The sequence below is a fragment of the Cedecea sp. NFIX57 genome, assembly GCF_900177785.1.
Taxonomy (GTDB): domain Bacteria; phylum Pseudomonadota; class Gammaproteobacteria; order Enterobacterales; family Enterobacteriaceae; genus Cedecea; species Cedecea neteri_C.
This window is the reverse complement of the sequence record NZ_FXAS01000023.1, coordinates 53,152-73,833: the sequence shown is the minus strand read 5'-3', so window position 1 is coordinate 73,833 and position 20,682 is coordinate 53,152. Positions and strand designations below refer to the sequence as shown.

Below are 20,682 nucleotides of genomic sequence, written 5' to 3'. Positions count from 1 at the left end.
GGGGAAACGGGCTGTGGCATCAGGTCAAACGCTTTGACAGTGTACCCGCCTGACGGCGGGTAACTGAAGTGACTTTAAACATACAAGGGGATAAAGAATGTTTTATCCTTCTCCCCTGTGGGGAGAGGGCCGGGGTGAGGGGCCAACTACCCCAAATACTCAATAATCGACAACCCGCCGTTATAATCCGTGCTGTACACAATCCCCTGAGCGTCGACAAATACATCACAGGACTGGATCACCTGCGGGCGGCCAGGGCGAGTATCCATCATTTTTTCCGGGGCGGCAGGTACCAGCGCCCCCGTTTCTACCGGGCGGTACGGGTTCGAAATATCGTAGGCTCGCACGCCAGCATTCTGATACGTCGCGAAAATCAGCGTATCGCTGATAAAACTGCCGGGGCGGTTCTCGTGCAGGTTATGCGGGCCGAAGTGCGCGCCTTTCGCCACATAATCAATCTCATCCGGCTGTGGGAAGGTGGAGATACTGACCGGGTTTGACGGGTCGCGAATATCGAACAGCCAAATCAGCTTCTCGCCGTCCTCCTGATTGTCCAGCACCGCTTCGTCAAGCACCACCAACAGATCGCGATTTGGTAGCGGCAGCGCCGTATGGGTGCCTCCGCCAAACGGCGGGCTCCAGTTGCGGTGGCTGATGAGCTGCGGCTGTGCACGGTTGGAAACGTCCAGCAGCGTCAGGCCGCCGTCGCGCCAGCTGGCATACGCCGTGTCGCCGCTGATAATCGCGTGGTGTAGCGCATAGCGTTTGCCTTCCGGCCAGGTAGGCTGCTCGCCTGCGGCGGTGTTCATGCCCGGCAGCCACCAGTTACCTGCCACCTGCGGATTGCGCGGGTCGGCGAGGTCGATAGTCAGGAAGATATAATCGCTAAACCCATCGATCAGTGCGGATACATAGGCCCAGCGGCCGCCCACGTACCAGCAGCGGTGGATGCCGATACCACTCAGTGACAGAAAGCTGATTTCTTTGGGCTTGTCCGGCGTGGAGATATCGAAAATGCGTAACCCGGCGCTCCAGCCTTTGTCCTGCACGTCGCGGACCGTTTCGCCAACCGATTTGGTGTAGTAAACCTTCTCATCGGCGAAACGCACGTCGGCGAACAGATCCCGGGCGTTAATCACCAGCAGCAGATCGTCGTGCGCCTGCAGGTGAATATTCCAGGTACCCGGCGGCGCGGGCACGAAGCCCGCCGCTTTCGGATTTTTAGGATCGCGGACATCAACAATCGAAAAGCCCTGCGACACCATATGGCCGATATACGCATAGCCCCGGTGCACCATCAACTGCACGCCGTCCGGTTTTCCCCCCTGATCGCTATGGCCGATCAGCCGCATATTGCGGCTGTATTCGGGTTGTGGCAGTGCCATTGCGCGGCTCCTTATTTATTTTTCGCTTCGAGCGTGGCGAACCACGGCGCGATAAAGTCGTCGGTCTGGCCCCAGCCTGGAATGATTTTACCCAGTGAGGCAACGTTGACCGGGCCAGGCTGGCTGGCCAGCAGCGCCTGAGGAATGGCCGCCGCTTTAAAGTCATAGGTCGCAGGCGTTTGTTCCCCGGCGATCTTGTAGGCCACCAGGCGCACGTTTGTGGCACCGATCAGCTTCGGATCGACCGCCACGCTGACTTTCCACGGGCTGTTGGCTTCGCGCATCAGTTGAATGTCCTGGTTGGAAACGTCGATGCTGTAGAGCTTAATTTCGGTACGGCCGTTTTCCTGTAGCGCTTTATAGGCGCCCTGGCTGAAGGCGTCCCAGGTGCCCCAGATGGCGTCGATTTTGCCTTTCGGGTACTTCGCCAGCACCGCGCCCACTTTGTTGGCGGTGTCGCCCTGCACGTCGGAAGAAACCGCGCCGATGGACTCCAGCTCTTTAATCCCCGGATTGGCCTTCAGCAGTTCCTGATAGGCGGCCTGGCGGCGTTCCATCGGTGGGAAACCGGCCACCCACAGCTTGATAATGTTGGCTTTGCCGTTGAAGTCTTTGACCAGTTGGCCGAAGGAGAGGCTGGTCAGCGAGGCGTCGTCCTGCTGGGTGACGGTCACGCCGGGAATGGTGCCGTTTACGGCGGTATCAAACACCGACACCGCAATGCCTGCGGCCACGGCTTTTTTCACCAGTTCGGTGGAGTAAGGATCGCGCCCCTGAGAAAGAATAATCCCGTCATACTTCTGGCTGATCGCCTGGTTCACAAAGTCCTGGAAGCGGGCGTCGTCGCCGTTGCTCAGGAATGTGCTGACCTTAAAGCCCAGCTTTTTGGCCTGCTGTACCGCACCGGCGACAAACTGCGTGGTGTTGTCGTCGGAGCCCAGGTTGCGGATCACGGCGATGCGGATTGGGCCGTCGTGGGCGGCGATTTTTTCCGGCACCGGTGATGGTGTGGCGGCGTGGCCCGGCAGAGCGGCAAGCAGGCTAAGCGCCAGCAGTGAAGTAGTCAGTTTTTTCATGGTCGTTACCCTGTGTGAAGTTGTTGTTTTAGCGTCGTTGTATGTAAGTAATCGCCAGCGCGGCGGCCAGCACCAGGCCTTTAATAATGTCCATCGCGTAATAGGGTACGGAGAGCATCACCAGCCCGTTTTGCAGCACGCCCAGAATGACCGCGCCTACCAGCGTGCCGAGCGCGTTAGGTTTACCGGACCCTGCCAGAGAGAAACCAATCCAGGCGGCAGCCACGGCATCCATCAGGTAGCCGCCGCCGGCGTTAACCTGTGAAGATCCGATGCGTGAGGCCAGTAGGATGCCGCCCAAACCTGCCAGCAGCGAGGCCAGCACGTAGGCCGCCACGCGGTAACGGGTAGTGCGAATGCCGGACAGGCGAGCCGCCTCCGGGTTACCGCCGATGGCGTACATCCGGCGGCCATGTTTGGTCAGAGAGAGCGCGAGCTGGGCAACCAGCGTGACCACCAGCATGATAATAACGATGGTCGGCACCTGCCCGAGCAGGCCAAAGGCGGCCGGAATCGTCCCTTCGGCCATGTCGCCGCTCGGCAGCACCATGTTTTCGGTGATCGAGCCGCCATAGCTGTAGGTCATAGCCACGCCCTGAATTACAAACAGGCTGGCCAGCGTAGCGAGCATGTCGGGAATTTTGAGCACCACGATCAGAAAGGCATTGAACAGCCCGACCAGCGTGCACAGCACCAGGGTGATAAGAATCGATTCGGTGGTGCCGAAGCCGTGCCAGACGAACAGCGAAATCACCAGCGCGTTTGCCAGCGAGGCGGTCGAGCCGACGGACAAATCAAATCCGCCCACGGTGAGAGAGATAGACACGCCGATGGCAATTACCGTCACGATGGCGATGGATCGCAGAATATTGATGATGTTGTTCGGCTCAAGGAAGCTGTCGGACGCGATGCCGAACAGTGCCACCAGGGCCACCACGGTGAGCAACATCCCCCATTTGTAGAGAAAGTCAAAAAACTGCTGGCGGCCGGACGCGCTGGCCTTAAGGGATAATGCTTTGCTCACGCGGGGGTTCCTCCGGTGGAGTAGAGTAATAAGGTTTCTTCAGTGGCCTGGTGGCCGTCCAGTTCAGCGACAATGCGCCCGTCCCACAGCACGCAAATGCGGTCGCACAGCCCGACCAGCTCTGCAAATTCGCCCGAGGCGTAAATCACCCCTTTGCCACGGCGAGCCAGTTGGTCAATCAGCACGAAGAGGTCGGTTTTGGCTTTGATGTCCACGCCTTTGGTCGGCTCGTCAAAAATCAGCACGTCGGCTTCGTTGCGCAGCCATTTGCCGATGGCCACTTTTTGCTGATTGCCGCCGGACAGGCGGCGCAGCGTTTGCGCCGGGCCGCTGGTGCGAATGCCCAACTGCTGGATGGTCTCCTCCGCCCAGCGCCTGGCTTTGCGGTAGTCGAACAGCCCCCAGTGGGTAAACTGGCTGTCTGCGCTGACGGCGAGGTTCATGGTGACCGACTCGTCGATAAAAATGCCTTCTTTGCGGCGCTCTTCCGGCACCAGCACAACGCCGCGTGTGACGGAGTCCGCCGGGTCGGTCGGGCGCCAGGCCTTGCCTTTCAGTTCGCCGCGCTCAAGCGTGCTGCGGGTGGCGCCGAACAGCGCTTTGCAAAGCTCGGTTTTTCCCGCCCCGGCGAGGCCCGCAATGCCCAGAATTTCGCCTTTGCGCAGGCGCAACGAGATGTCGCGCAGCAGCGCATCGTCATGCAGACCTTCCACCGCCAGCAGCGTGTCGCCCTCAACCGGCGGGCGGTGAGGGGGGTAAATATCGTCCAACTGGTGGCCCAGCATTTTTTCGACAATCTCTTCGCCGCTGAGATGCCCCATCGGGCCGCTGTCCACCAGCTTGCCGTCGCGCAGCACCGTCATCTGGTCGCAAATGGCTTTCAGCTCGTGGATGCGGTGAGAGATAAACACCACGCCAATGCCGCTACTTTGTAGCCGCTGCACGACGCGGAAAAGATGTTCACTTTCCTGGCTGTCCAGCGGGGCGGTGGGTTCGTCGAGGATCAGAAAACGGCAATGATGTGAGAGCGCCCGCGCCAGCAGGATTTGCTGTTTTTCCGCCAGGGTGCATTGCTCAATGCGTTTTTTGACGTCGATCTCCACGTCGAGCTGCGCCAGCGCTTCGCGAGCCTGCCGGTAAATTTTCGACCAGCGGTAGACATGCCCCGTTTCGGCCAGCTTATCGAGCATGATGTTTTCCGCCACGCTGAGGCCCGGCACCAGGGCAACGTCCACTTCCTGCTGCACCAGATGGATCCCCAGCAGTTTGGCGTCACGCGGGCTACGGATCGTCACAGTTTCACCGTCGATCAGCACTTCGCCCTGGTAATGATCGTGCGCGCCGGAAAGCACCGCCATCAGCGTGGATTTACCCGCGCCGTTTGCGCCTGTTAAAGCATGTACCGAGCCGCCATCCAGCCGGAAATTCACCTGGCTCAGCGCGTTAAAGCCCGCGAAGGCGATAGAGATTTCTCGCATCTCAAGGCGGTTAAGCGTGGTCATAGCGGCGGTGGCTTCCGGGTTTAATGAATTGATCTGTCGAATTTTTAACGGCCTTCTGGGTTGCGGGCAATGAACGAAAAGACATAAGATAAAGCAAAATGATATTAGCCGTCCAGATGTCTGGACATATCATCGGCATAGAATATATCCCGCCAGCGAAGAAAAGGAAATGCATCATGACCAGCACCGCTATCCGCGTGGTTACCGGCCCCGCGAATTACTATTCACACCCCGGCAGCCTTGCCCGCCTGACTGAGTTTTACAGCGAAGATCAGCTGAATAACGCGGTCTGGATCTACGGTGAGCGCGCGTTTGAGGCGGCCCGGCCCTTCCTGCCGGAGGCTTTTGGGTTGCCCGGTGCGAAGCATATTCAGTTTGGCGGGCACTGCAGCGAAACCGACGTGCAGAGGCTGGTAGCGGAGTCGGGTGAACGACAGGTAGTGATCGGTATCGGCGGCGGGGCGCTGCTGGATACGGTCAAAGTGGTCGCGCGTCGGCTGAATGCGCCAGTGGTGGCGATCCCGACCATCGCGGCAACTTGCGCAGCCTGGACGCCGCTGTCCGTGTGGTACAACGACGCCGGGCAGGCGTTGCGCTTCGAGATTTTCAACGATGCAAATCACCTGGTGCTGGTGGAGCCGGAAATTATCCTGCGTGCGCCGCAGGAATATCTGCTGGCCGGGATCGGCGACACGCTGGCGAAGTGGTACGAAGCGGTGGTACTTAGCCCGCAGCCGGAAAATCTGCCGCTGACCGTGCGCCTCGGCATTGGGGCGGCGCTGGCAATCCGCGATGTTTTGCTGGAGAGCAGCGAGCAGGCGCTGGAAGATCAGCGGCAGGGCAAGTTAAGCCAGGCGTTTCTGGATGTGGTCGAGGCGATTATTGCCGGGGGCGGGATGGTGGGCGGCCTGGGCGAACGTTACACTCGCGTTGCCGCCGCGCATGCCGTGCATAACGGCCTGACGACGCTGGCGCAAACCGACCGCTTCCTCCACGGCACGAAAGTGGCCTACGGGATTCTGGTGCAGAGCGCACTGCTAGGGCAGGACGATGTTCTGGCGCAGCTGACGCAGGCCTATAAGCGTTTCAACCTGCCAACCAAACTGTCGCAACTGGATGTGGATATCCATCATCGTGCCGACCTGGATAAAGTGATTGCTCGTACTTTACAGGCCGGGGAGTCGATTCATGCGCTGCCGGTGGCGCTGTCGCCGGAGAGTTTGCTGGCGGCGCTTGAGAAGGTTGAGGCGTTGTAAGGTTTGCCCCTCACCCTAACCCTCTCCCCATAGGGGAGAGGGGATAGATTACCGACTGTTCAGCTCTGTTGTTTTCTCCCCGCCCCACAGGGAAGAGGGGAAAAACAGGATTGCATGTCATTTTTTCTCCCTAGCCCCCCTGGGGAGAGGGCCGGGGTGAGGGGAAAAATGGCTCCCTGCGCTCATTTTCCTTCAGCCTAACTGCAGCTCCCGCACTAAACTAAACGCCTGCTTCATATGATCCTCGCTGACGATAAACGCCCTTAGCTGCTGCTCGGCGTCCATCCCTTTGGCAATCAGCCCTTGCGGACTGGCCGTAATCTGCCAGATCAGGTCGCGGCGCTGGGTTTCTCCGGCCAGGTGCAGCGGCATCTCCGGCGTTTTCACCTTGACCAGCATCGCCGGAAGGGAAAGCGTGTCACTCGCACCGAGCAGGTTTTTTGCCAGCGTCATGGCGCTGAGCTGAATCGGCTGCAGGAACGGCAGCACTTTACCGTCTATTTCTGCGCAGTCGCCGAGGGCATAAATATCCGGGTCAGACGTTTGCAACTGGCTGTTCACCTTGATGCCCCGGTTAACCTCAAGCCCTGCATGCTGCGCCAGCCCAACGTTCGGGCGCAGGCCGATGGCAGAGACTACCGCATCGACTTGCAGCTTACGTCCGTTGTTGAGCGTGGCGCACAGCCCTGACTCCATCTGGCTCACCGCTTCCAGACGCTGGTTGAACAGCAGCTCGACGCCCATCTCGTTCAGGCGGGACTGCAGGCGGCCGCTAACCTCTGCCGGAAGCAGCGATGCCATCAGGTGGCTGGCGTTATCCACCAGCACAACTTCTTTGCCCGCGCGGCAGAAGTCCATCGCCAGCTCGCTGCCGATCAGCCCTCCGCCGAGGATCATCACCCGCCGGGCGTCACGCAGCCGGGCTTCGCAGGCCTGATATTCCTGCTGGCTGTTGAGCGTCGTCATCAGCTCTTTGCCGGCAACGGGCGGCAACAGGGCGGAAGAGCCGGTCGCCAGCACCAGTTTGTCGTAGTGCCATTGTCGTTCGCCGCAGTTGACCAGTTTGTTTTTGGGGTCGAGGCTGCTGACCCAGCTATTGGCGTGCAGGGTCAGGTTGAACTGCTCCGCAAACGCGCCAGCCTGCTGGCGGGTCATCGCTTCGGCTCCCTGATTTAAACTGATGACGTGGCTCAGGTCCGGTTTGTTGTACTCGTCGGCGCTGTCGGCGGCAATCAGCCGGATGGGCACCTCTGCGCTGTGTTTGCGAATATTTTTCACCAACTGGCGGGCGGCAAAGCCCGAGCCGACTATCACAATGCCATTGTTCATTTGGCCTCCGTTGCCAGTTCGTCGAAGACATCTTTGCCCAGCGAACATTCAGGGCACAGGAAACTGTCAGGCACTTCGCTCCACGGCGTGCCTGGCTCAACGGCCTGCATTGGTTCACCCTGGGTCGGATCGTAAATCCACTGGCAAACGCTGCACTGCATGCAGGGGCCGAGGTCGGCGCCGGTGGATTCTGCTTTTGCTTCTTCGGCTATCGAATCGGCGGTGATTGCAGCCTGAGCCACCGGCAGCGGGGAAAGCGCCCACTGGCGGGCGATTTCGCGGCCATGCTCGCGGCAAAGCTCCAGTGCGTTGCCGTCCGGGCGCCATTTCGCCTTCAGGCTGAGGGACATTTCAAACCCCGCGTCCTGCAGGCGGGTGGAAAGACGATCGACCGCGCCGCCGCTCCAGCCGTGGGAGCCGAAGGCGCTGGCGCGTTTGTTGCGAAAGCGCAGCCCGGTGATCTCTTCCACCAGCCCGGCGATTTTCGGCATCATCACGTTGTTCATGGTGGAGGTGCCGACCAGCACGCCTTTGGAGCGGAACACGTTGGTCAAAATTTCGTTTTTATCGCTGCGGGCCACGTTGAAGATTTTCACCGCCACGCGCGGGTCAACTTCGTGAATGCCCTGGGCAATGGCGTCCGCCATCATGCGGGTATTGTTCGACATGGTGTCGTAGAACAGCGTGATGCGGTCTTCCTGGTAATCGGCCGCCCATTTCAGGTACAGCTCAACGATTTGCGTTGGGTTGTCGCGCCAGACCACGCCGTGGGAGGTGGCAATCATCTCCACCGGCAGGTTGAAGCCGAGGATTTCGGTGATTTTTGGCGTTACCAGGCGGCTGAACGGCGTCAGGATGTTGGCGTAGTAGCGCTGGCACTGTTCGAACAGCTCAGTCTGATCCACTTCGTCGTTAAACAGGTGTTCATCGCAGTAATGCTGGCCGAAGGCGTCGTTGCTGAACAGCACCGCATCGCCGGTCAAGTAGGTCATCATGCTGTCCGGCCAGTGCAGCATCGGCGTTTCAACGAAGATCAGCTGTTTGCCATTGCCGATGTCCAGGCTGTCGCCGGTTTTCACTACCTTAAAGTTCCACTCCGGGTGATGGTGATGGCCATTAATGGAGTCGATGCCGTTGGCGGTGCAGTAGATTGGTGTGTGCGGGATGCGTGACATCAGCTCGGTCAGCGCCCCCGCATGGTCTTCTTCCGCGTGGTTGATAATGATGTAGTCGAGCGTGTTAAGGTCGATTTCACGCTCAAGGTTTTGCACAAACTCGCGGCTGAACTTGTGGTCGACGGTGTCGATCAGGACAGTTTTTTCTTCGCGAATGAGGTAGCTGTTGTAGCTGCTGCCGCGCAGCGTTTTATATTCCGTGCCGTGAAAATCACGCACTTCCCAGTCACGTTGCCCAACCCACTGAATGTTGTTTTTAACCTGAATAGCCATTGAGAACCTCATTGATGTCATAGCGTTAAGTGCTTCAATGAGTGTGTTATTGCGAGTATCGTGCCAGTTTTTTAATGCTTTGATTTTTAATGTTTTGTTGTTTTGTGGGGGTTGTGGTGTTGTCATAATGACATTGTTTTTTTTAGTCATAATGACTCTGGTGTTTGTCATTTTGACTACTCAGGCGTAAGCTGAACGCCCCGCGTTTCCGGAGCCTCCCCATGAGCCTGTCGATGTCTTCTCTCGCCGCCATTGCAATCGAACTGCAGAGCGGCATCAGCCATTCCGATCGCTTTACCCGCGTTATCCGAACCCTGAGGACGCTGCTAGGTGGCGATGCCACGGCGCTGCTGCGCTACGAGTCGCGACATTTCTATCCGTTGGCGATAGATGGCCTTGCCATCGACGTGCTGGGGCGGCGCTTTGCCGTGGACGCCCATCCGCGGCTGGAGGCCATTGCCCGCGCAGGAGACGTGGTACGTTTCCCGGCCGACAGCGAACTGCCCGATCCGTATGACGGCCTGATTCCAGACCATGAAGAACTCAAGGTTCACGCCTGTCTGGGGCTGCCATTGTTTGCTGATCAGACGCTTATCGGCGCGCTGACCGTGGACGGCATGGATCCTTATCAGTTCGACAGCTTCAGCGATGAAGAACTCAGGCTGATTGGCGTGCTGGCGTCCGGGGCGCTGAACAATGCTTTACTGCTGGAACAGCTTGAAAAGCAAACGCCGGAAGGTATGGTGCAGCCCGCTATTGCACGTGAAGCAGCCGGGGAGATGATTGGCCGCTCAACTGGCATCATTCAGCTGAAAAAAGAGATCGAGATTGTTGCCAGTTCCGATCTGAACGTGCTGATTACCGGCGAGACGGGCGTGGGGAAAGAGCTGGTGGCGCGCGCGATTCACGCTGGATCGGCCAGGGCGGCAAGTCCGCTGGTTTACCTAAACTGTGCCGCGCTGCCGGAAAGCGTGGCGGAGAGTGAACTGTTCGGCCATGTGAAAGGAGCTTTTACCGGGGCGATTCATCACCGCACCGGCAAGTTTGAAATGGCGGATAACGGCACGCTGTTTCTCGATGAAATCGGTGAATTACCGCTGGCGCTGCAGGCCAAGCTGCTGCGCGTGCTGCAGTACGGCGATATACAACGAGTGGGGGACGACCGCAGCCAGCGTGTGGATGTGCGGGTACTGGCCGCGACTAACCGCGATCTGCGCCAACAGGTGCTGGCCGGTGAATTCCGCGCCGACCTGTTTCACCGCCTGAGCGTCTTTCCGCTGCAGGTTCCGCCGCTGCGCGAGCGGGGAGAGGACATTGCGCTGCTGGCCGGTTTTTTCTGCGAGCAAAGCCGCGTGAAGATGGGCCTGAAACAGGTTGTGCTTAGCGAATCGGCTCGGATACTTCTGGCGCAGTATGGCTGGCCGGGGAATATTCGCGAGCTGGAACACGCCATTTATCGCGCGATTGTACTGGCTCGTGCCGGTTATCCGCAGGGCGAGCTTGTGCTTCAGCCTCAGCATTTCCAGCTTTCTGGCCAGCGGGATGTGGTAGCCCACGAGCCAGAAACTTCGCCTGTAGAAACCCCTTTTGTCAGCCTGCGGGAAGCGACCGATGAGTTTCAGCGCGGCCGGGTTATTGAAGCGCTTGCCCGCAATGGCAATAACTGGGCGGCCAGCGCCCGGCAGCTCGGCGTCGACGTGGCCAACTTTCACCGGCTGGCGAAGCGGCTGGGGGTGAAGTCACCGCGAGGGAGTACCTCTTAACTTCAACCGCAGATAAATTCATCATACAAACTCGTTGTTTAGCGGCGAAGCGGCGCGGATAATCGCTGTGTATTTTTATATATAACGAGGATGCTATGGCTTTGACTTCAGCACGCAGCGCGGGCGCCCTGGCGCTTTGCTCACTTCTTTTCAGCGCCCAGGCGCTGGCTTCATCCGATATTCGCGTCACCTATGCAGGTTCGATGGGCAAGGTAATGGACCAGTCCCTCGGCCCGGCCTTTGCCAAAGCAAACCACGGTGATTACCAGGGACAGGGGCAGGGTGCTTACGGAATGGCGCGGCTGCTCGCCAGCAAGAAAATTACCGCCGATGTGTTTGTCTCTATTACCCCTGGCTCTATGCAAATTCTGAAAGATGCCGGACTGATTGACGATGCCGTGCCGGTGGCCATCACCAGCATGGTTATCGCTTATAGCCCGAAAGGGAAATACGCCCCGCAGTTTGCCGCCGCGAGCGGGAAAGATGCCAGCTGGCTGAAAGTGCTGGCGACGCCGGGGCTGAAGTTTGGCCGTACCGATCCGTATAACGATCCTAAAGGGCAGAATATTGTCTTTACGCTGCTGCTGGCGGAAAAATATTACCAGCAGCCGGGCGTGGCGAAGCAGGTGATGGGGGAAGTACAAAACCCAGCCCAGGTTAGCCTGGAAGGGGGCCTGTTGACGCGGCTCGAGAGCGGGCAGGTTGACGCCGCCGCCGGGTATGAAAGCGAAGTGATTTCCGCCAAACTGCCGTACATCGCGCTGCCGGATGAGATCAACCTCAGCAACCCTGATGAAGCCAAACAGTGGTACGACACCGTGAGCTTCACCATCAAGGACAGCGCCGGGAAAGATCAGGTGCTGCACACCCAGCCGCTGGTCTATTACGCTGCCGTGCTGAAAAACGCCCCTAACGGCGTGCAGCAGGGGCAGAAGTTTATCGACTTTATGCGCAGCCCCGAAGGCCAGAAGCTGTTCAAAGCGAATGGTTATGCGGCACCTAAAGGCAAGGCGATCTACGCTCAATGATGCGTAGCCCGGCGCTGTGGCTCTCGCTCCCGGCACTGCTCCTGCTGGCGATTCCGTTTGCGACTTTGCTGGGCGTCACGCCGTGGCACGGGTTTCATTTGGCCTGGGGAGACGGTGGCGCGATTGCCGTTTCCCTTGGGCTGGGCGGCCTGGCGCTGATGATTGTTGTCGCGCTGGGGTTGCCGGTGGCCTGGTGGCTGGCCTGGGCCAAAGGAAGGCGTCGGCTGCTGGTTGAGATACTGGTGTTGCTTCCCCTGCTTACGCCGCCGCTGGCGATGGGGATTTTGCTGATTTCCGCCTGGGGGCCGTATAGCCTGGCGGGGGAGTGGCTGTCCCGCTTCGGGCTAACGCTGGTGAATAACCCCGGGGCGTTTGTGCTGGCTCAGGTTTACGGCGCGCTGCCTTACTTTATTACCGCCGCCCGTTCCGCATTTGCCGCGGTGCCGAAAGAGATCCTTGAAGCCGGGCGCACGCTCGGGGCCTCGCCCTGGCAGCGCTTCCTGCGCCTTGGTTTGCCGATGTCCGCCCCGGGGCTTGCGTCGGCGCTTGCCGTGGCCTGGGTTCGGGCCATCGGCGAATTTGGCATTGTGATGATTTTCGCTTATTTTCCTCAGGGGATCCCCGTCAAGCTGTATACCAATCTGCAAAACGACGGCGTGGATGCGGTTTATACTTTGGTATGGCTGCTGCTGCTGTTCACTTTGCCTCTGCCGATCATCTGCTTTGCTTTTGCCCGGCGAAAAGCGGCGCATTAGGGCTGTCAGGTTGCTGTCGGGTTGATGTCATGTCGCTGTCGTGTTGAAGTGGCGCGGGCTGAGCCATAGTCAGGGCGGGTTAAATCATTTGAGGATCTCCAGCCATGAGTAACAACATTAAAGCGTTGCGTTTGTCCCGCGCCTGGTCCCAGGAGCAGCTGGCCGAACTCTCTTCCCTGAGCGTCAGAACTATTCAGCGTATTGAAAATGGCGGCCAGGCGAGCCTGGAAACCATGAGCGCGATCGCGGCGGCGTTCGATCTCAATGTGACGGATTTGTACGATGACAATGAGCCAGACGGTGAACCAGAGGATGCGCTGAATACCCGCATTCTCGAAGCTAAACGGCGGGTGGCGCGCGAATATCGCTTCTACCGTTCGGTATTGGTGTGGGCGATTGTGTGCACCGGTCTGGCCGTTATTAACTGGCTAACTTCGCCGGGCCATTACTGGTTCCAGTGGGCAACGCTGATTTGGGGCGCGCTGCTGGTGATGGGTGGCCTGCGCCTGTTCCTGCTGAAGGGCTGGCTGGAGAAACGCCAGCAGCAGCGCCTCCAGCAGCTGTTGCGGAAGTGATCAGTTCACAATGCGGTTGCGGGCAATCCAGTCGATAAAAGCCTGTTTTGGCAGGGCTTTGCTGTAAAGCCAGCCCTGCCCCCAGGCGACGCCGTGTTCCCGCAGCCACGCCGCCTGCGCCGCCGTTTCAATCCCTTCGGCCAGCGTCGCCAGATGCAGCGTTTTCGCCATTTCAATGATGTACGGCGTGACGTTTTTGTACTCCAGCGCGTCAACGAACGATTTGTCTATTTTCAGGATATCGACGTCGAGATCCTGCAGGTAGCTGAGGCTGGAGTAGCCTGTGCCAAAGTCATCCAGGTAGATTGGGTGGCCCGCTTCGCGGTATTTCGCCACAATTGGGGCGCTGACTTTCGGGTTAGCGAAGCCGCGTTCGGTGATCTCCAGCGCTATCTGCTCCGCTTTGATTTGGTACTTCAACAGCAGGGGCTTAATAACCTGCAAAATCTTGTCGTTTAGCACATCGGCAGGGGCGAGGTTGATCGAAACGTGATAGTGAGGGTGGGCGTGCAGCCAGTCGCCGAGGTCTGCGAAGGTTTTTTTCACCACCAGTTCGGTTATCTGGGAGATAAGCCCGGCTTGTTCGGCGATGGGGATAAAAACGTCCGGGCTGATAAAACTCCCGTCCGGCAAACGCCAGCGGATTAACGCTTCGGCCCCTACGCCTTCGCCAGTTTTTAAATCAACAATCGGCTGATATTCGAGGGTAAATTCCCGATCGCGAATCGCATCCTGAATGCGCGCCTGGGGAGATTCAAGGCGGCGCAGCAGGCGGGTGATAAACCAGCCGGCGCTCAGGCTAAAGAGAATGCCTATCGGCAGCCAGAGGAGCATTTGCTTATACCAGGCCGTTTGCAGCGGGGCGCTGGGCGCCCAGGCTATCATCGCCAGCCCGAGCTCTGACGAGCGGCGGATCACGTAGTCGTTTTGCCCGTCTGAATACGCCTCCGTGCCTTTACCAATTTCACTCTCCCAGCTGCGATTAGGCAACGGGGCGTTGCTGGCGATGAGCCGGTAGTGCTCCATGCCGACCATCGCCACGTCAACCGGATTATGGCCAAACGGGATTACATCAATAAAGGCAATCGGATCAATCACCACCACATGCTGCAATTGACCGATGTACATCATCGGGCGCTCGAAGCCCAGGTCGGTGACGTCGGTGTACCAGGCGAAGAAGCCTTTGGTGCCGCTGGTGTCGGGCGGGCCCAGCTTCGCGCCGTCGTGGGTTGCTTCAAGCGATGAGCAAACGGTACGGTTGTTGACGATATAGACCACTTCCTGGATGTAACGATAATTGAAAGCGACGCGGCGCATCGCATCCAGGTGGCTGCGGGAGCAATACTGGCCGCTGAAGCTGTTGATCTGCGTGAGCGCCGCGGTGGCCTGGTTGATCACTCTGTCGCTGCGCAGCAGCGCGCGGTCTGCGTAATTTTCCAGCTCGCTGTGGAAGGTTTTCTCAGCTTTGTTATGCGCCAGATAGATGCTAAGCAAGACCGGCAGCAGCACGGCCACAATCAGCACGCCATTGACGAGACTGACCATTTTTTTGCTTGTCATAAATGGGTTCCGGCGTAAGGGGGCAACGTTTGGGGGAATTTACCTGCCAGCATAGTTCACCGGGCGCAGGAATGTTATGTTTCAGCGCAAAGGTTAGGAGCCCGCGATGAAAAAAAAAGACTTTGTGACCCAGGATTTACTGAGCAAAATTTATCAGCACAGCGAGCCTGGCCCGCGCAAACTGCCCCCGGAGCGGCAGCTGGCTGAAGAATATGGCGTTTCGCGCTTCACGATTCGCCAGGCGCTGGAAAAACTGGTCAGCATTGGCGTGGTCTCCATTATTCAAGGGTCCGGCATCTGGATTAATGAGCAGGCCCGCAACAGCCCGCTGGTGTATAACTCGATTACCGAAAAATCTTTCGACCGCATTACATTTCGGCTGGTCAGCCTGCATAAAAAGCTGCCCGACCGCGACGAGCAGCAGGTTTTTGGCCTCGGTGCCGAGGAGTTTATCTGGCAGTTTTGCCGCCTGCGGCTGGTAGATAACCAAAAAGTACAAATTGAAACGTCGCGCATGCCGGCTAAAGATTTCCCCGATCTCAACCAGAAGGTGATTGAAAGCTCTTTGCAGCAGTATGTCCTGAGCAAGGGATTTCATATTTCGCATTTGCTGACCCGCTATCAGGCCGTGGTGGTCAATAAAGAACAGGCCCAGTTGCTCGAATGCAAAAAGGGCCTGCCCGCGATGCAAATCAGTAACCGCGGCATTCTGGAAGGAGGACGGGTGTTTGAAATCAGCGATATCGTCGATATCAATTATTCCTGCACCTACGTCATCCCCTTTAATCACGCTAATCTGGCACGGCGTAAAACGTCTTAAGGCGTGTGGATCGCGCCGTTGGGCAGGCGGCTTTGTGTCCATTCGTGCGGCCGATACTCCACCGGGAAGCGTTCCGCCTGCTGTTGGTCAAAGCCCACGCCAATGCCCGGTTTTTCCAGCGGATACATATAGCCTTTTTCTGCCGATGGAGCACCTGGGAACACGGCGGCGGTGTTTTCTTTGACGGGAATAAACTCCTGAATCGCCGCGTTATGTAGGTGAATGTTCAGGTGAGTATTCACCGCCACCGCAATCGGCGTCATGTCCGGTGGCCCGTGCCAGGCGAGGCGCACGCCAAAGGCCTGGCAGAGCACCGCCAGTTTTAACGCCGGGGTGATCCCGCCGATTTGCGATACGTGACAGCGAATGAAATCGATACGGCGGTTCACAATCAGGTCATGCCATTCCGCCGGGTTGTTGAACAGTTCGCCCATCGCCAGCGGCACGGAAGAGTGTTGGCGCACCTGCTCCAGCCATGCGCTTTGCTGCGGCGGCAGAATGTCCTCGATAAACCACGGCTGGTAAGGCTCCAGTGCTTTCGCCAGTTGAATGGCCTGCTGGGGGAATAACCGTTCATGAACGTCGTGCAGGATATGGAAGCGGTGGCCGTATTTCTCACGCAACGCGCGGAACATTTCCACCGTGTTTGCCATGTACTCGTCCTGGTCGTAGTACGCGCCGGGCGTGGGATCTTTGGTCTGATGCATACTCTGGGGAGTGCCGCCGTAGAACCCCAACTGGCAGCGGATGTAACGGTACCCTTGCGCCAGCAGCTTATCCACTTCCTGATAGAGCCCTTCGAGCGTTTCGCTGGCGGCGTGGCTGTAAACCGCAATGGCATCCTTCGATTTGCCGCCTAAAAGCTGGTAAAGCGGCATATTCGCCAGTTGGCCTTTAATGTCCCACAGCGCCATATCCACGCCGGCGATGGCGTTGTTCATGACCGGGCCGTTTCGCCAGTAGGCGTTGACGGTCATCATCTGCCACAGGTCTTCGATGTGGTTGGCGTCGCGGCCCATTAACAGTGGTTTGAGATATTCGTCGACCAGGGATTTTACCGCCAGCGGCCGCTGCTGGAAAGTGGCGCAGCCGAGGCCGGTCACGCCTTTGTTGGTGGTGACGCGCACGGTGACCAGGTTATGTCGGTCCGGTTTAGTAATAAAACATTCAATATTTTCAATAATTGTGGGTAGCACGAGAAAGCTCCACCGTCAGGCTGATATAAACGCAGTGAATTAAGTTCTGCTATTACTATCACCCTATTTTTCCCCGGCGGTAAACGCTTTTTTTGACTCTTTTTTATTGGTCAGTTATTTCACTTCTAAAGGCGATAAAACCGTACCAATTGTTGTTATTGTTCTTTTGTTTTGGCTATCTGTGACGCTTGTCATGTTTCATTGGTTTGTTTTTAATTTTTTGATTCTCTACCATCGGCGGCAGCAACACATAACAATAAACCAACACCGGGGAGTTATTCATGGGGAGTCGTGACGTCATTGCTTCTATTATTCGTCTGGTCGGCGGGACGGATAATATTAATAAAGTCTGGCACTGCATGACGCGTCTGCGTTTCGATTTAATTGATGATAATAAAGTGAACCAGCCGGAGATCAAAAAGCTGCCCGGCGTGCTGGGCGCGCAGACGCAAAGCGATCAGTTTCAGATAATCATCGGCCCGCAGGTGAACAGCTGGTACGAGCAACTGACCGCGCTGCTTGGCGGCGCAAAAGAGGCACCTGCCGCCTCTGCTGGCAAAAAAGAGCGTAAGAGCCTGGTGTCGCTGTTTATGGACACGGTTTCCGGCGTTTTTGGCCCGATTGTACCGGCGATTGCAGGGGCAGGGATGATCAAAGGCCTGCTGGCCGGGCTGGTGGCGCTCAAGCTTATCTCGGCCAAAAGCGATACGGTGATCGTTATCGATCTCATCGCCAGCGGCGTGTTTTATTTCCTGCCGTTTTTCCTCGCGATCTCGGCAGCCAGAATATTCAAAACTAACGAATACCTCGCGGCGGCGGTGGCGGCCTGCTTCATGTATCCGTCGCTGATTGAAGCGGCGAAAGCGCTGGCTGCGCATCAGGCTGGTGCGGTGGATGCTTTCTATTTTCTGAATGCGATCCCGGTTTCGGTGTTTAACTACGCCTCCAGCGTGATCCCGGTTATTTTCTCGGTGCTGGCGCTGAGCTATATCCACCGCTGGGTGGACAGCATCATGCCTGACGTGCTGAAAACGGTGTTCACCCCGACGCTGACGTTATTCATCTCCGCGCTGGTGGCGCTGGTGGTGATTGGCCCGTTGGGGATTTATCTGGGGAAAGGGCTGGCCTGGTTTATTGAAGGGCTGTTCGGGATTTCCGCGAGCTTTGCCGGACTGGTGGTAGGCGCGATCCGCCCGATAGCCATTTTGACCGGGATGCACCACGCCATGACGCCAATCGCGCTGCAGAACTTTACCGATCGCGGCTATGACATGCTGATGCCGATGATGTTTATGGCCAACATGGCTATCGCCGGAGCGACGTTTGCCATCTGGCGGCAGAGCAAGTCCAGGGCGGATCGCTCGGTCGTGCTTTCTGCCGGGATCTCCGCGCTGCTGGGGATTACCGAACCGGCGCTGTTTGGCGTGTTAACCCGCTACAAGAAAGCGTTTATTGCCGCCACGATTGCCAGTTCGGTCGCTTCGGCCTTCATCGCATTCTTCGGCGTGCGGCTGTACGGCTATATTCTGTCGAGCATTTTTAGTCTGCCCGCTTATATTGGCCCGTACTTTATCTTTGCCCTGCTGGGCGTGGCGCTGGCGCTGGGACTTTCTTTCCTGCTGACCACCGTGCTGGTGCGTGAGAAAGCGTAATGCTTAAACGCAAACGGGGCTGCAATACGCGCCCCGATTGTGTTCTGAATGCCTGTTAACGGCGGTGGGCCAGGCGGCGAACTAAATGGTCACCGAAGCTTTGCACCAAATGCACCATTACAATCAGGATGATGACGGTTCCGACCATGACCTGGTTGTTAAAGCGCTGGTAGCCGTAACGAATGGCCAGGTCGCCCAGACCACCGCCGCCGATAACACCGGCCATTGAAGAGAAGCCGATCAGCATGACTATCGTCAGCGTGATGCCCGCCAGGATGGCAGGGAGCGCTTCGGGCAGCAGCACTTTACTCACCACATGCCAGGCGTTGCCGCCCATCGACAGAATGGCTTCAATCCGGCCTTTGTCTACCTCATCCAGCGCGCTTTCGACCACGCGGGCGAAGAAGGGGAAGGCGCCGATGGTGATGGGCACCACCGCGGCGGTGCTGCCGAGCGTGGTACCGACGATAATGCGGGTCAGCGGAATAAGGGCGATTAGCAGGACAATAAATGGTAACGAGCGCCCCACGTTAATGATGCTGCCGAGTACCTGATTCAGGCGGGGCGCGGGCAATACCGCATCCCGGCGAGTCAGGAACAGCAGGACGCCGAGCGGCAATCCAATCAGTACGGTAAACAGCCCGGCCAGGCCCACCATGTAAAGCGTATCGAGGGTGCCGTCCAGCAGCAGCGGCCACAGATCTTCCCAACTCATGCTACTTCGCATAAAACTCTCCCTTCCACGCCGTGACGACGTAAGAACTCACGTTCGGCTTCTGCATCGTGCAGCAGCGAAGTGCGTAATTTGGAGAACGGGTCCACTAATCGTTCAGACAGCGGGCCGCTTTCGATTAACCTGCCGTGCTCCAGCAGCGCCGCGTGATCGCAAATGGCTTTGACGACTTCCAGTTGATGGGTGATCAGCACGATCGTCAGCCCAAGCTGGCGGTTAATGTCCGCCAGCAGGGCCAGGATTGAGGCGGTCGTGTCAGGATCCAGCGCGCTGGTGGCCTCATCGCAGAGCAGGATTTCCGGGTGGGCGGCCAGCGCCCGTGCGATGCCTACGCGCTGTTTTTGCCCGCCGGAAAGCTGGGACGGAAAGGCTTTGGCTTTGTCGCTCAGACCCACAAGGTTGAGCAATTCGGCAACGCGCTTTTGGCGAGCCTCACGCGGCGTGCCGGAGATTTCCAGCGGCACGGCAACGTTGTCTTCCACGCTGCGGGCGTGAATCAGGTTGAAATGCTGGAACACCATGCCGGTGCGCTGGCGGTGCTGGCGAAGCTCGCGTTGATTAAACGTGGTGATGTCCCGGTCATTCATGATAATGCGGCCCGAGGTAGGCCGCTCCAGCAGGTTGAGACAGCGAATAAGCGTACTTTTCCCGGCACCGCTGCGGCCCAGAATGCCGTAAATGGCACCATCCGGGATCGCAAGGTTAATGTCATCCAGCGCCGGTCGGCCTTCTCCGGCGTACACTTTGCTCAGCCGCTCAAGGGCGATCATGACTTAGTCTCTACCGGGATCACTGAGCCGTTGTACTGCTTGCGAATGAACTCGGCCACCTGAGGGGATTCGAGGTCTTTCGCCAGCTGTTTGATGCGCGGGTCGTTTTCCAGATTCGGGTTGGTGACCAGAATATTGGCGTAGGGGTTATGGGTCGCGCTTTCCAGGCCAAGGGAGTCTTTGGCCGGGCTGAGTCCAGCTTCGAGCGCATAGTTGCCGTTGATCACGCCCAGGCCTACGTCATCCAGCGAGCGGGGGATCTGCGGGGATTCAACTTCCAGGATCTTCAGCTTCTTCGGGTTGCTGGCGATGTCTTTGGGCGTTGCCTGGTTGGTGGCGGCGTCTTTAAATTCTGGTTTGAGGGTAATCAGGCCTTTGTCCTGGAGCAGGTAAAGGGCGCGGCTGAGGTTGGTGACGTTGTTCGGCACCGCGATGGTTGCGCCTTCCGGAACGGATTTCAGGTCGTTGTATTTGTGCGAGTAGATGCCCAGCGGTTCGATATGTACCGTGGCGGCAACAACAAATTTCTTGCCGAGCGCTTTCTCCTGGTCACGCAGATAAGGCACATGCTGGAAGTAGTTGGCGTCGACGTCGCCGTTCGCCAGCAGTTCGTTGGCGTTAACGCCGTTGCTCAGTTCGACGACCTTCAGCTTGAGGTTAGGATCGAGTTTCTGCACAAAGGCGAGGATTTCCGCATGCGGAACCGGGTCTGCCGCGACGCGCAGCACATCTGCGGCCTGTGCCGCAAAAGCCAGAGACAGTGACAGAGCAACGCCAGCCAATTTAAAAACGGTCTTTTTCATCGTTATT

Annotated in this window: 18 protein-coding genes; 7 read left to right on the top strand and 11 right to left on the bottom strand. The window is 57.9% G+C overall.

The features are described 5' to 3' along the window. Positions 1–146: 146 nt before the first annotated feature. The 4 genes from B9Y90_RS18570 to B9Y90_RS18555 are packed head-to-tail and all read right to left on the bottom strand — an operon-like array spanning position 147 to position 4,987. Entirely contained in the window at positions 147–1,385 is a 1,239-nt protein-coding gene (locus B9Y90_RS18570; RefSeq protein WP_085542149.1) for an LVIVD repeat-containing protein, read from the bottom strand. A gap of 11 nt (positions 1,386–1,396) precedes the next feature. Beyond that, a complete protein-coding gene (locus B9Y90_RS18565) occupies positions 1,397–2,461 on the bottom strand; it encodes a sugar ABC transporter substrate-binding protein (RefSeq protein WP_085542148.1) in 1,065 nt (354 codons plus the stop codon). Between the two features lie 28 nt (positions 2,462–2,489). After that, positions 2,490–3,485, bottom strand: coding sequence for an ABC transporter permease (locus B9Y90_RS18560; RefSeq protein ID WP_085542147.1), 996 nt, complete (start codon positions 3,483–3,485; stop codon positions 2,490–2,492). After that, positions 3,482–4,987: a sugar ABC transporter ATP-binding protein gene (locus tag B9Y90_RS18555; protein WP_085542146.1), complete on the bottom strand. Its 1,506-nt coding sequence runs from the start codon at positions 4,985–4,987 to the stop codon at positions 3,482–3,484. Before B9Y90_RS18555 ends, B9Y90_RS18560 begins: the two co-directional genes overlap by 4 nt. A 176-nt stretch (positions 4,988–5,163) precedes the next feature. Here B9Y90_RS18555 and B9Y90_RS18545 point away from each other — a divergent pair, with 176 nt between their 5' ends. Beyond that, positions 5,164–6,243, top strand: coding sequence for an oxidoreductase (locus B9Y90_RS18545; RefSeq protein WP_085542144.1), 1,080 nt, complete (start codon positions 5,164–5,166; stop codon positions 6,241–6,243). Between the two features lie 192 nt (positions 6,244–6,435). Here the strand turns inward: B9Y90_RS18545 and norW are convergent, their stop codons facing one another. Both norW and norV read right to left on the bottom strand, forming a co-directional pair. Next, positions 6,436–7,572: an NADH:flavorubredoxin reductase NorW gene (gene norW, locus B9Y90_RS18540; RefSeq protein WP_085542143.1), complete on the bottom strand. Its 1,137-nt coding sequence runs from the start codon at positions 7,570–7,572 to the stop codon at positions 6,436–6,438. Further along, the gene (gene norV, locus B9Y90_RS18535) at positions 7,569–9,020 is read right to left on the bottom strand and encodes an anaerobic nitric oxide reductase flavorubredoxin (protein WP_085542142.1); all 1,452 of its coding nucleotides are present in this window, start codon (positions 9,018–9,020) and stop codon (positions 7,569–7,571) included. Before norV ends, norW begins: the two co-directional genes overlap by 4 nt. Positions 9,021–9,241: 221 nt before the next feature. Here norV and norR point away from each other — a divergent pair, with 221 nt between their 5' ends. The 4 genes from norR (at position 9,242) to B9Y90_RS18515 (ending at position 13,141) form a co-directional block, all read left to right on the top strand. After that, positions 9,242–10,783 carry a nitric oxide reductase transcriptional regulator NorR gene (norR, locus tag B9Y90_RS18530; protein WP_085542141.1) on the top strand — a complete coding sequence of 514 codons (1,542 nt, stop codon included), beginning with the start codon at positions 9,242–9,244 and terminating at the stop codon, positions 10,781–10,783. A gap of 95 nt (positions 10,784–10,878) precedes the next feature. Next, positions 10,879–11,811: an extracellular solute-binding protein gene (locus B9Y90_RS18525; RefSeq protein ID WP_085542140.1), complete on the top strand. Its 933-nt coding sequence runs from the start codon at positions 10,879–10,881 to the stop codon at positions 11,809–11,811. Beyond that, entirely contained in the window at positions 11,808–12,566 is a 759-nt protein-coding gene (locus B9Y90_RS18520) for a molybdate ABC transporter permease subunit (protein ID WP_085542139.1), read from the top strand. The genes B9Y90_RS18525 and B9Y90_RS18520 overlap by 4 nt, the downstream gene beginning before the upstream one ends. Before the next feature lie 104 nt (positions 12,567–12,670). Further along, on the top strand, positions 12,671–13,141 hold the full coding sequence (locus tag B9Y90_RS18515; protein ID WP_039296016.1) for a 2TM domain-containing protein: 471 nt from the start codon (positions 12,671–12,673) through the stop codon (positions 13,139–13,141). Here B9Y90_RS18515 and B9Y90_RS18510 read toward each other — a convergent pair whose 3' ends face one another. Continuing rightward, complete coding sequence (locus B9Y90_RS18510) at positions 13,142–14,701, bottom strand: EAL domain-containing protein (protein WP_085542138.1); 1,560 nt, start codon at positions 14,699–14,701, stop codon at positions 13,142–13,144. Between the two features lie 106 nt (positions 14,702–14,807). Between B9Y90_RS18510 and B9Y90_RS18505 the strand changes: the two genes are divergently transcribed. Beyond that, positions 14,808–15,521: a GntR family transcriptional regulator gene (locus B9Y90_RS18505; RefSeq protein ID WP_039296014.1), complete on the top strand. Its 714-nt coding sequence runs from the start codon at positions 14,808–14,810 to the stop codon at positions 15,519–15,521. Here B9Y90_RS18505 and B9Y90_RS18500 read toward each other — a convergent pair. Then, entirely contained in the window at positions 15,518–16,717 is a 1,200-nt protein-coding gene (locus B9Y90_RS18500) for an enolase C-terminal domain-like protein (RefSeq protein ID WP_085542137.1), read from the bottom strand. The two genes, B9Y90_RS18505 and B9Y90_RS18500, sit on opposite strands and share 4 nt — an antisense overlap. A gap of 281 nt (positions 16,718–16,998) precedes the next feature. Between B9Y90_RS18500 and B9Y90_RS18495 the strand changes: the two genes are divergently transcribed. Continuing rightward, positions 16,999–18,369 (top strand): PTS transporter subunit EIIC, encoded by a 1,371-nt coding sequence (locus B9Y90_RS18495; RefSeq protein ID WP_039296012.1) that lies wholly within the window; start codon positions 16,999–17,001, stop codon positions 18,367–18,369. A 55-nt stretch (positions 18,370–18,424) separates the two neighbouring features. Here B9Y90_RS18495 and B9Y90_RS18490 read toward each other — a convergent pair whose 3' ends face one another. The 3 genes from B9Y90_RS18490 to B9Y90_RS18480 are packed head-to-tail and all read right to left on the bottom strand — an operon-like array spanning position 18,425 to position 20,675. Then, positions 18,425–19,084: a methionine ABC transporter permease gene (locus tag B9Y90_RS18490; RefSeq protein ID WP_176227883.1), complete on the bottom strand. Its 660-nt coding sequence runs from the start codon at positions 19,082–19,084 to the stop codon at positions 18,425–18,427. After that, positions 19,081–19,872 carry a methionine ABC transporter ATP-binding protein gene (locus B9Y90_RS18485; protein ID WP_081946150.1) on the bottom strand — a complete coding sequence of 264 codons (792 nt, stop codon included), beginning with the start codon at positions 19,870–19,872 and terminating at the stop codon, positions 19,081–19,083. The genes B9Y90_RS18490 and B9Y90_RS18485 overlap by 4 nt, the downstream gene beginning before the upstream one ends. After that, complete coding sequence (locus tag B9Y90_RS18480; protein ID WP_085542135.1) at positions 19,869–20,675, bottom strand: MetQ/NlpA family ABC transporter substrate-binding protein; 807 nt, start codon at positions 20,673–20,675, stop codon at positions 19,869–19,871. Before B9Y90_RS18480 ends, B9Y90_RS18485 begins: the two co-directional genes overlap by 4 nt. Between the last annotated feature and the right edge of the window lie 7 nt (positions 20,676–20,682).

Coding starts and splice junctions, on each gene's coding strand:
- B9Y90_RS18505 (WP_039296014.1), top strand. CDS start 14,808: ATGAAAAAAAAAGACTTTGTGACCCAGGATTTACTGAGCAAAATTTAT.
- B9Y90_RS18510 (WP_085542138.1), bottom strand. CDS start 14,701: ATGACAAGCAAAAAAATGGTCAGTCTCGTCAATGGCGTGCTGATTGTG.
- norV (WP_085542142.1), bottom strand. CDS start 9,020: ATGGCTATTCAGGTTAAAAACAACATTCAGTGGGTTGGGCAACGTGAC.
- norR (WP_085542141.1), top strand. CDS start 9,242: ATGAGCCTGTCGATGTCTTCTCTCGCCGCCATTGCAATCGAACTGCAG.
- B9Y90_RS18545 (WP_085542144.1), top strand. CDS start 5,164: ATGACCAGCACCGCTATCCGCGTGGTTACCGGCCCCGCGAATTACTAT.
- B9Y90_RS18495 (WP_039296012.1), top strand. CDS start 16,999: ATGGGGAGTCGTGACGTCATTGCTTCTATTATTCGTCTGGTCGGCGGG.
- B9Y90_RS18480 (WP_085542135.1), bottom strand. CDS start 20,675: ATGAAAAAGACCGTTTTTAAATTGGCTGGCGTTGCTCTGTCACTGTCT.
- norW (WP_085542143.1), bottom strand. CDS start 7,572: ATGAACAATGGCATTGTGATAGTCGGCTCGGGCTTTGCCGCCCGCCAG.
- B9Y90_RS18565 (WP_085542148.1), bottom strand. CDS start 2,461: ATGAAAAAACTGACTACTTCACTGCTGGCGCTTAGCCTGCTTGCCGCT.
- B9Y90_RS18490 (WP_176227883.1), bottom strand. CDS start 19,084: ATGAGTTGGGAAGATCTGTGGCCGCTGCTGCTGGACGGCACCCTCGAT.
- B9Y90_RS18520 (WP_085542139.1), top strand. CDS start 11,808: ATGATGCGTAGCCCGGCGCTGTGGCTCTCGCTCCCGGCACTGCTCCTG.
- B9Y90_RS18515 (WP_039296016.1), top strand. CDS start 12,671: ATGAGTAACAACATTAAAGCGTTGCGTTTGTCCCGCGCCTGGTCCCAG.
- B9Y90_RS18485 (WP_081946150.1), bottom strand. CDS start 19,872: ATGATCGCCCTTGAGCGGCTGAGCAAAGTGTACGCCGGAGAAGGCCGA.
- B9Y90_RS18525 (WP_085542140.1), top strand. CDS start 10,879: ATGGCTTTGACTTCAGCACGCAGCGCGGGCGCCCTGGCGCTTTGCTCA.
- B9Y90_RS18570 (WP_085542149.1), bottom strand. CDS start 1,385: ATGGCACTGCCACAACCCGAATACAGCCGCAATATGCGGCTGATCGGC.
- B9Y90_RS18555 (WP_085542146.1), bottom strand. CDS start 4,987: ATGACCACGCTTAACCGCCTTGAGATGCGAGAAATCTCTATCGCCTTC.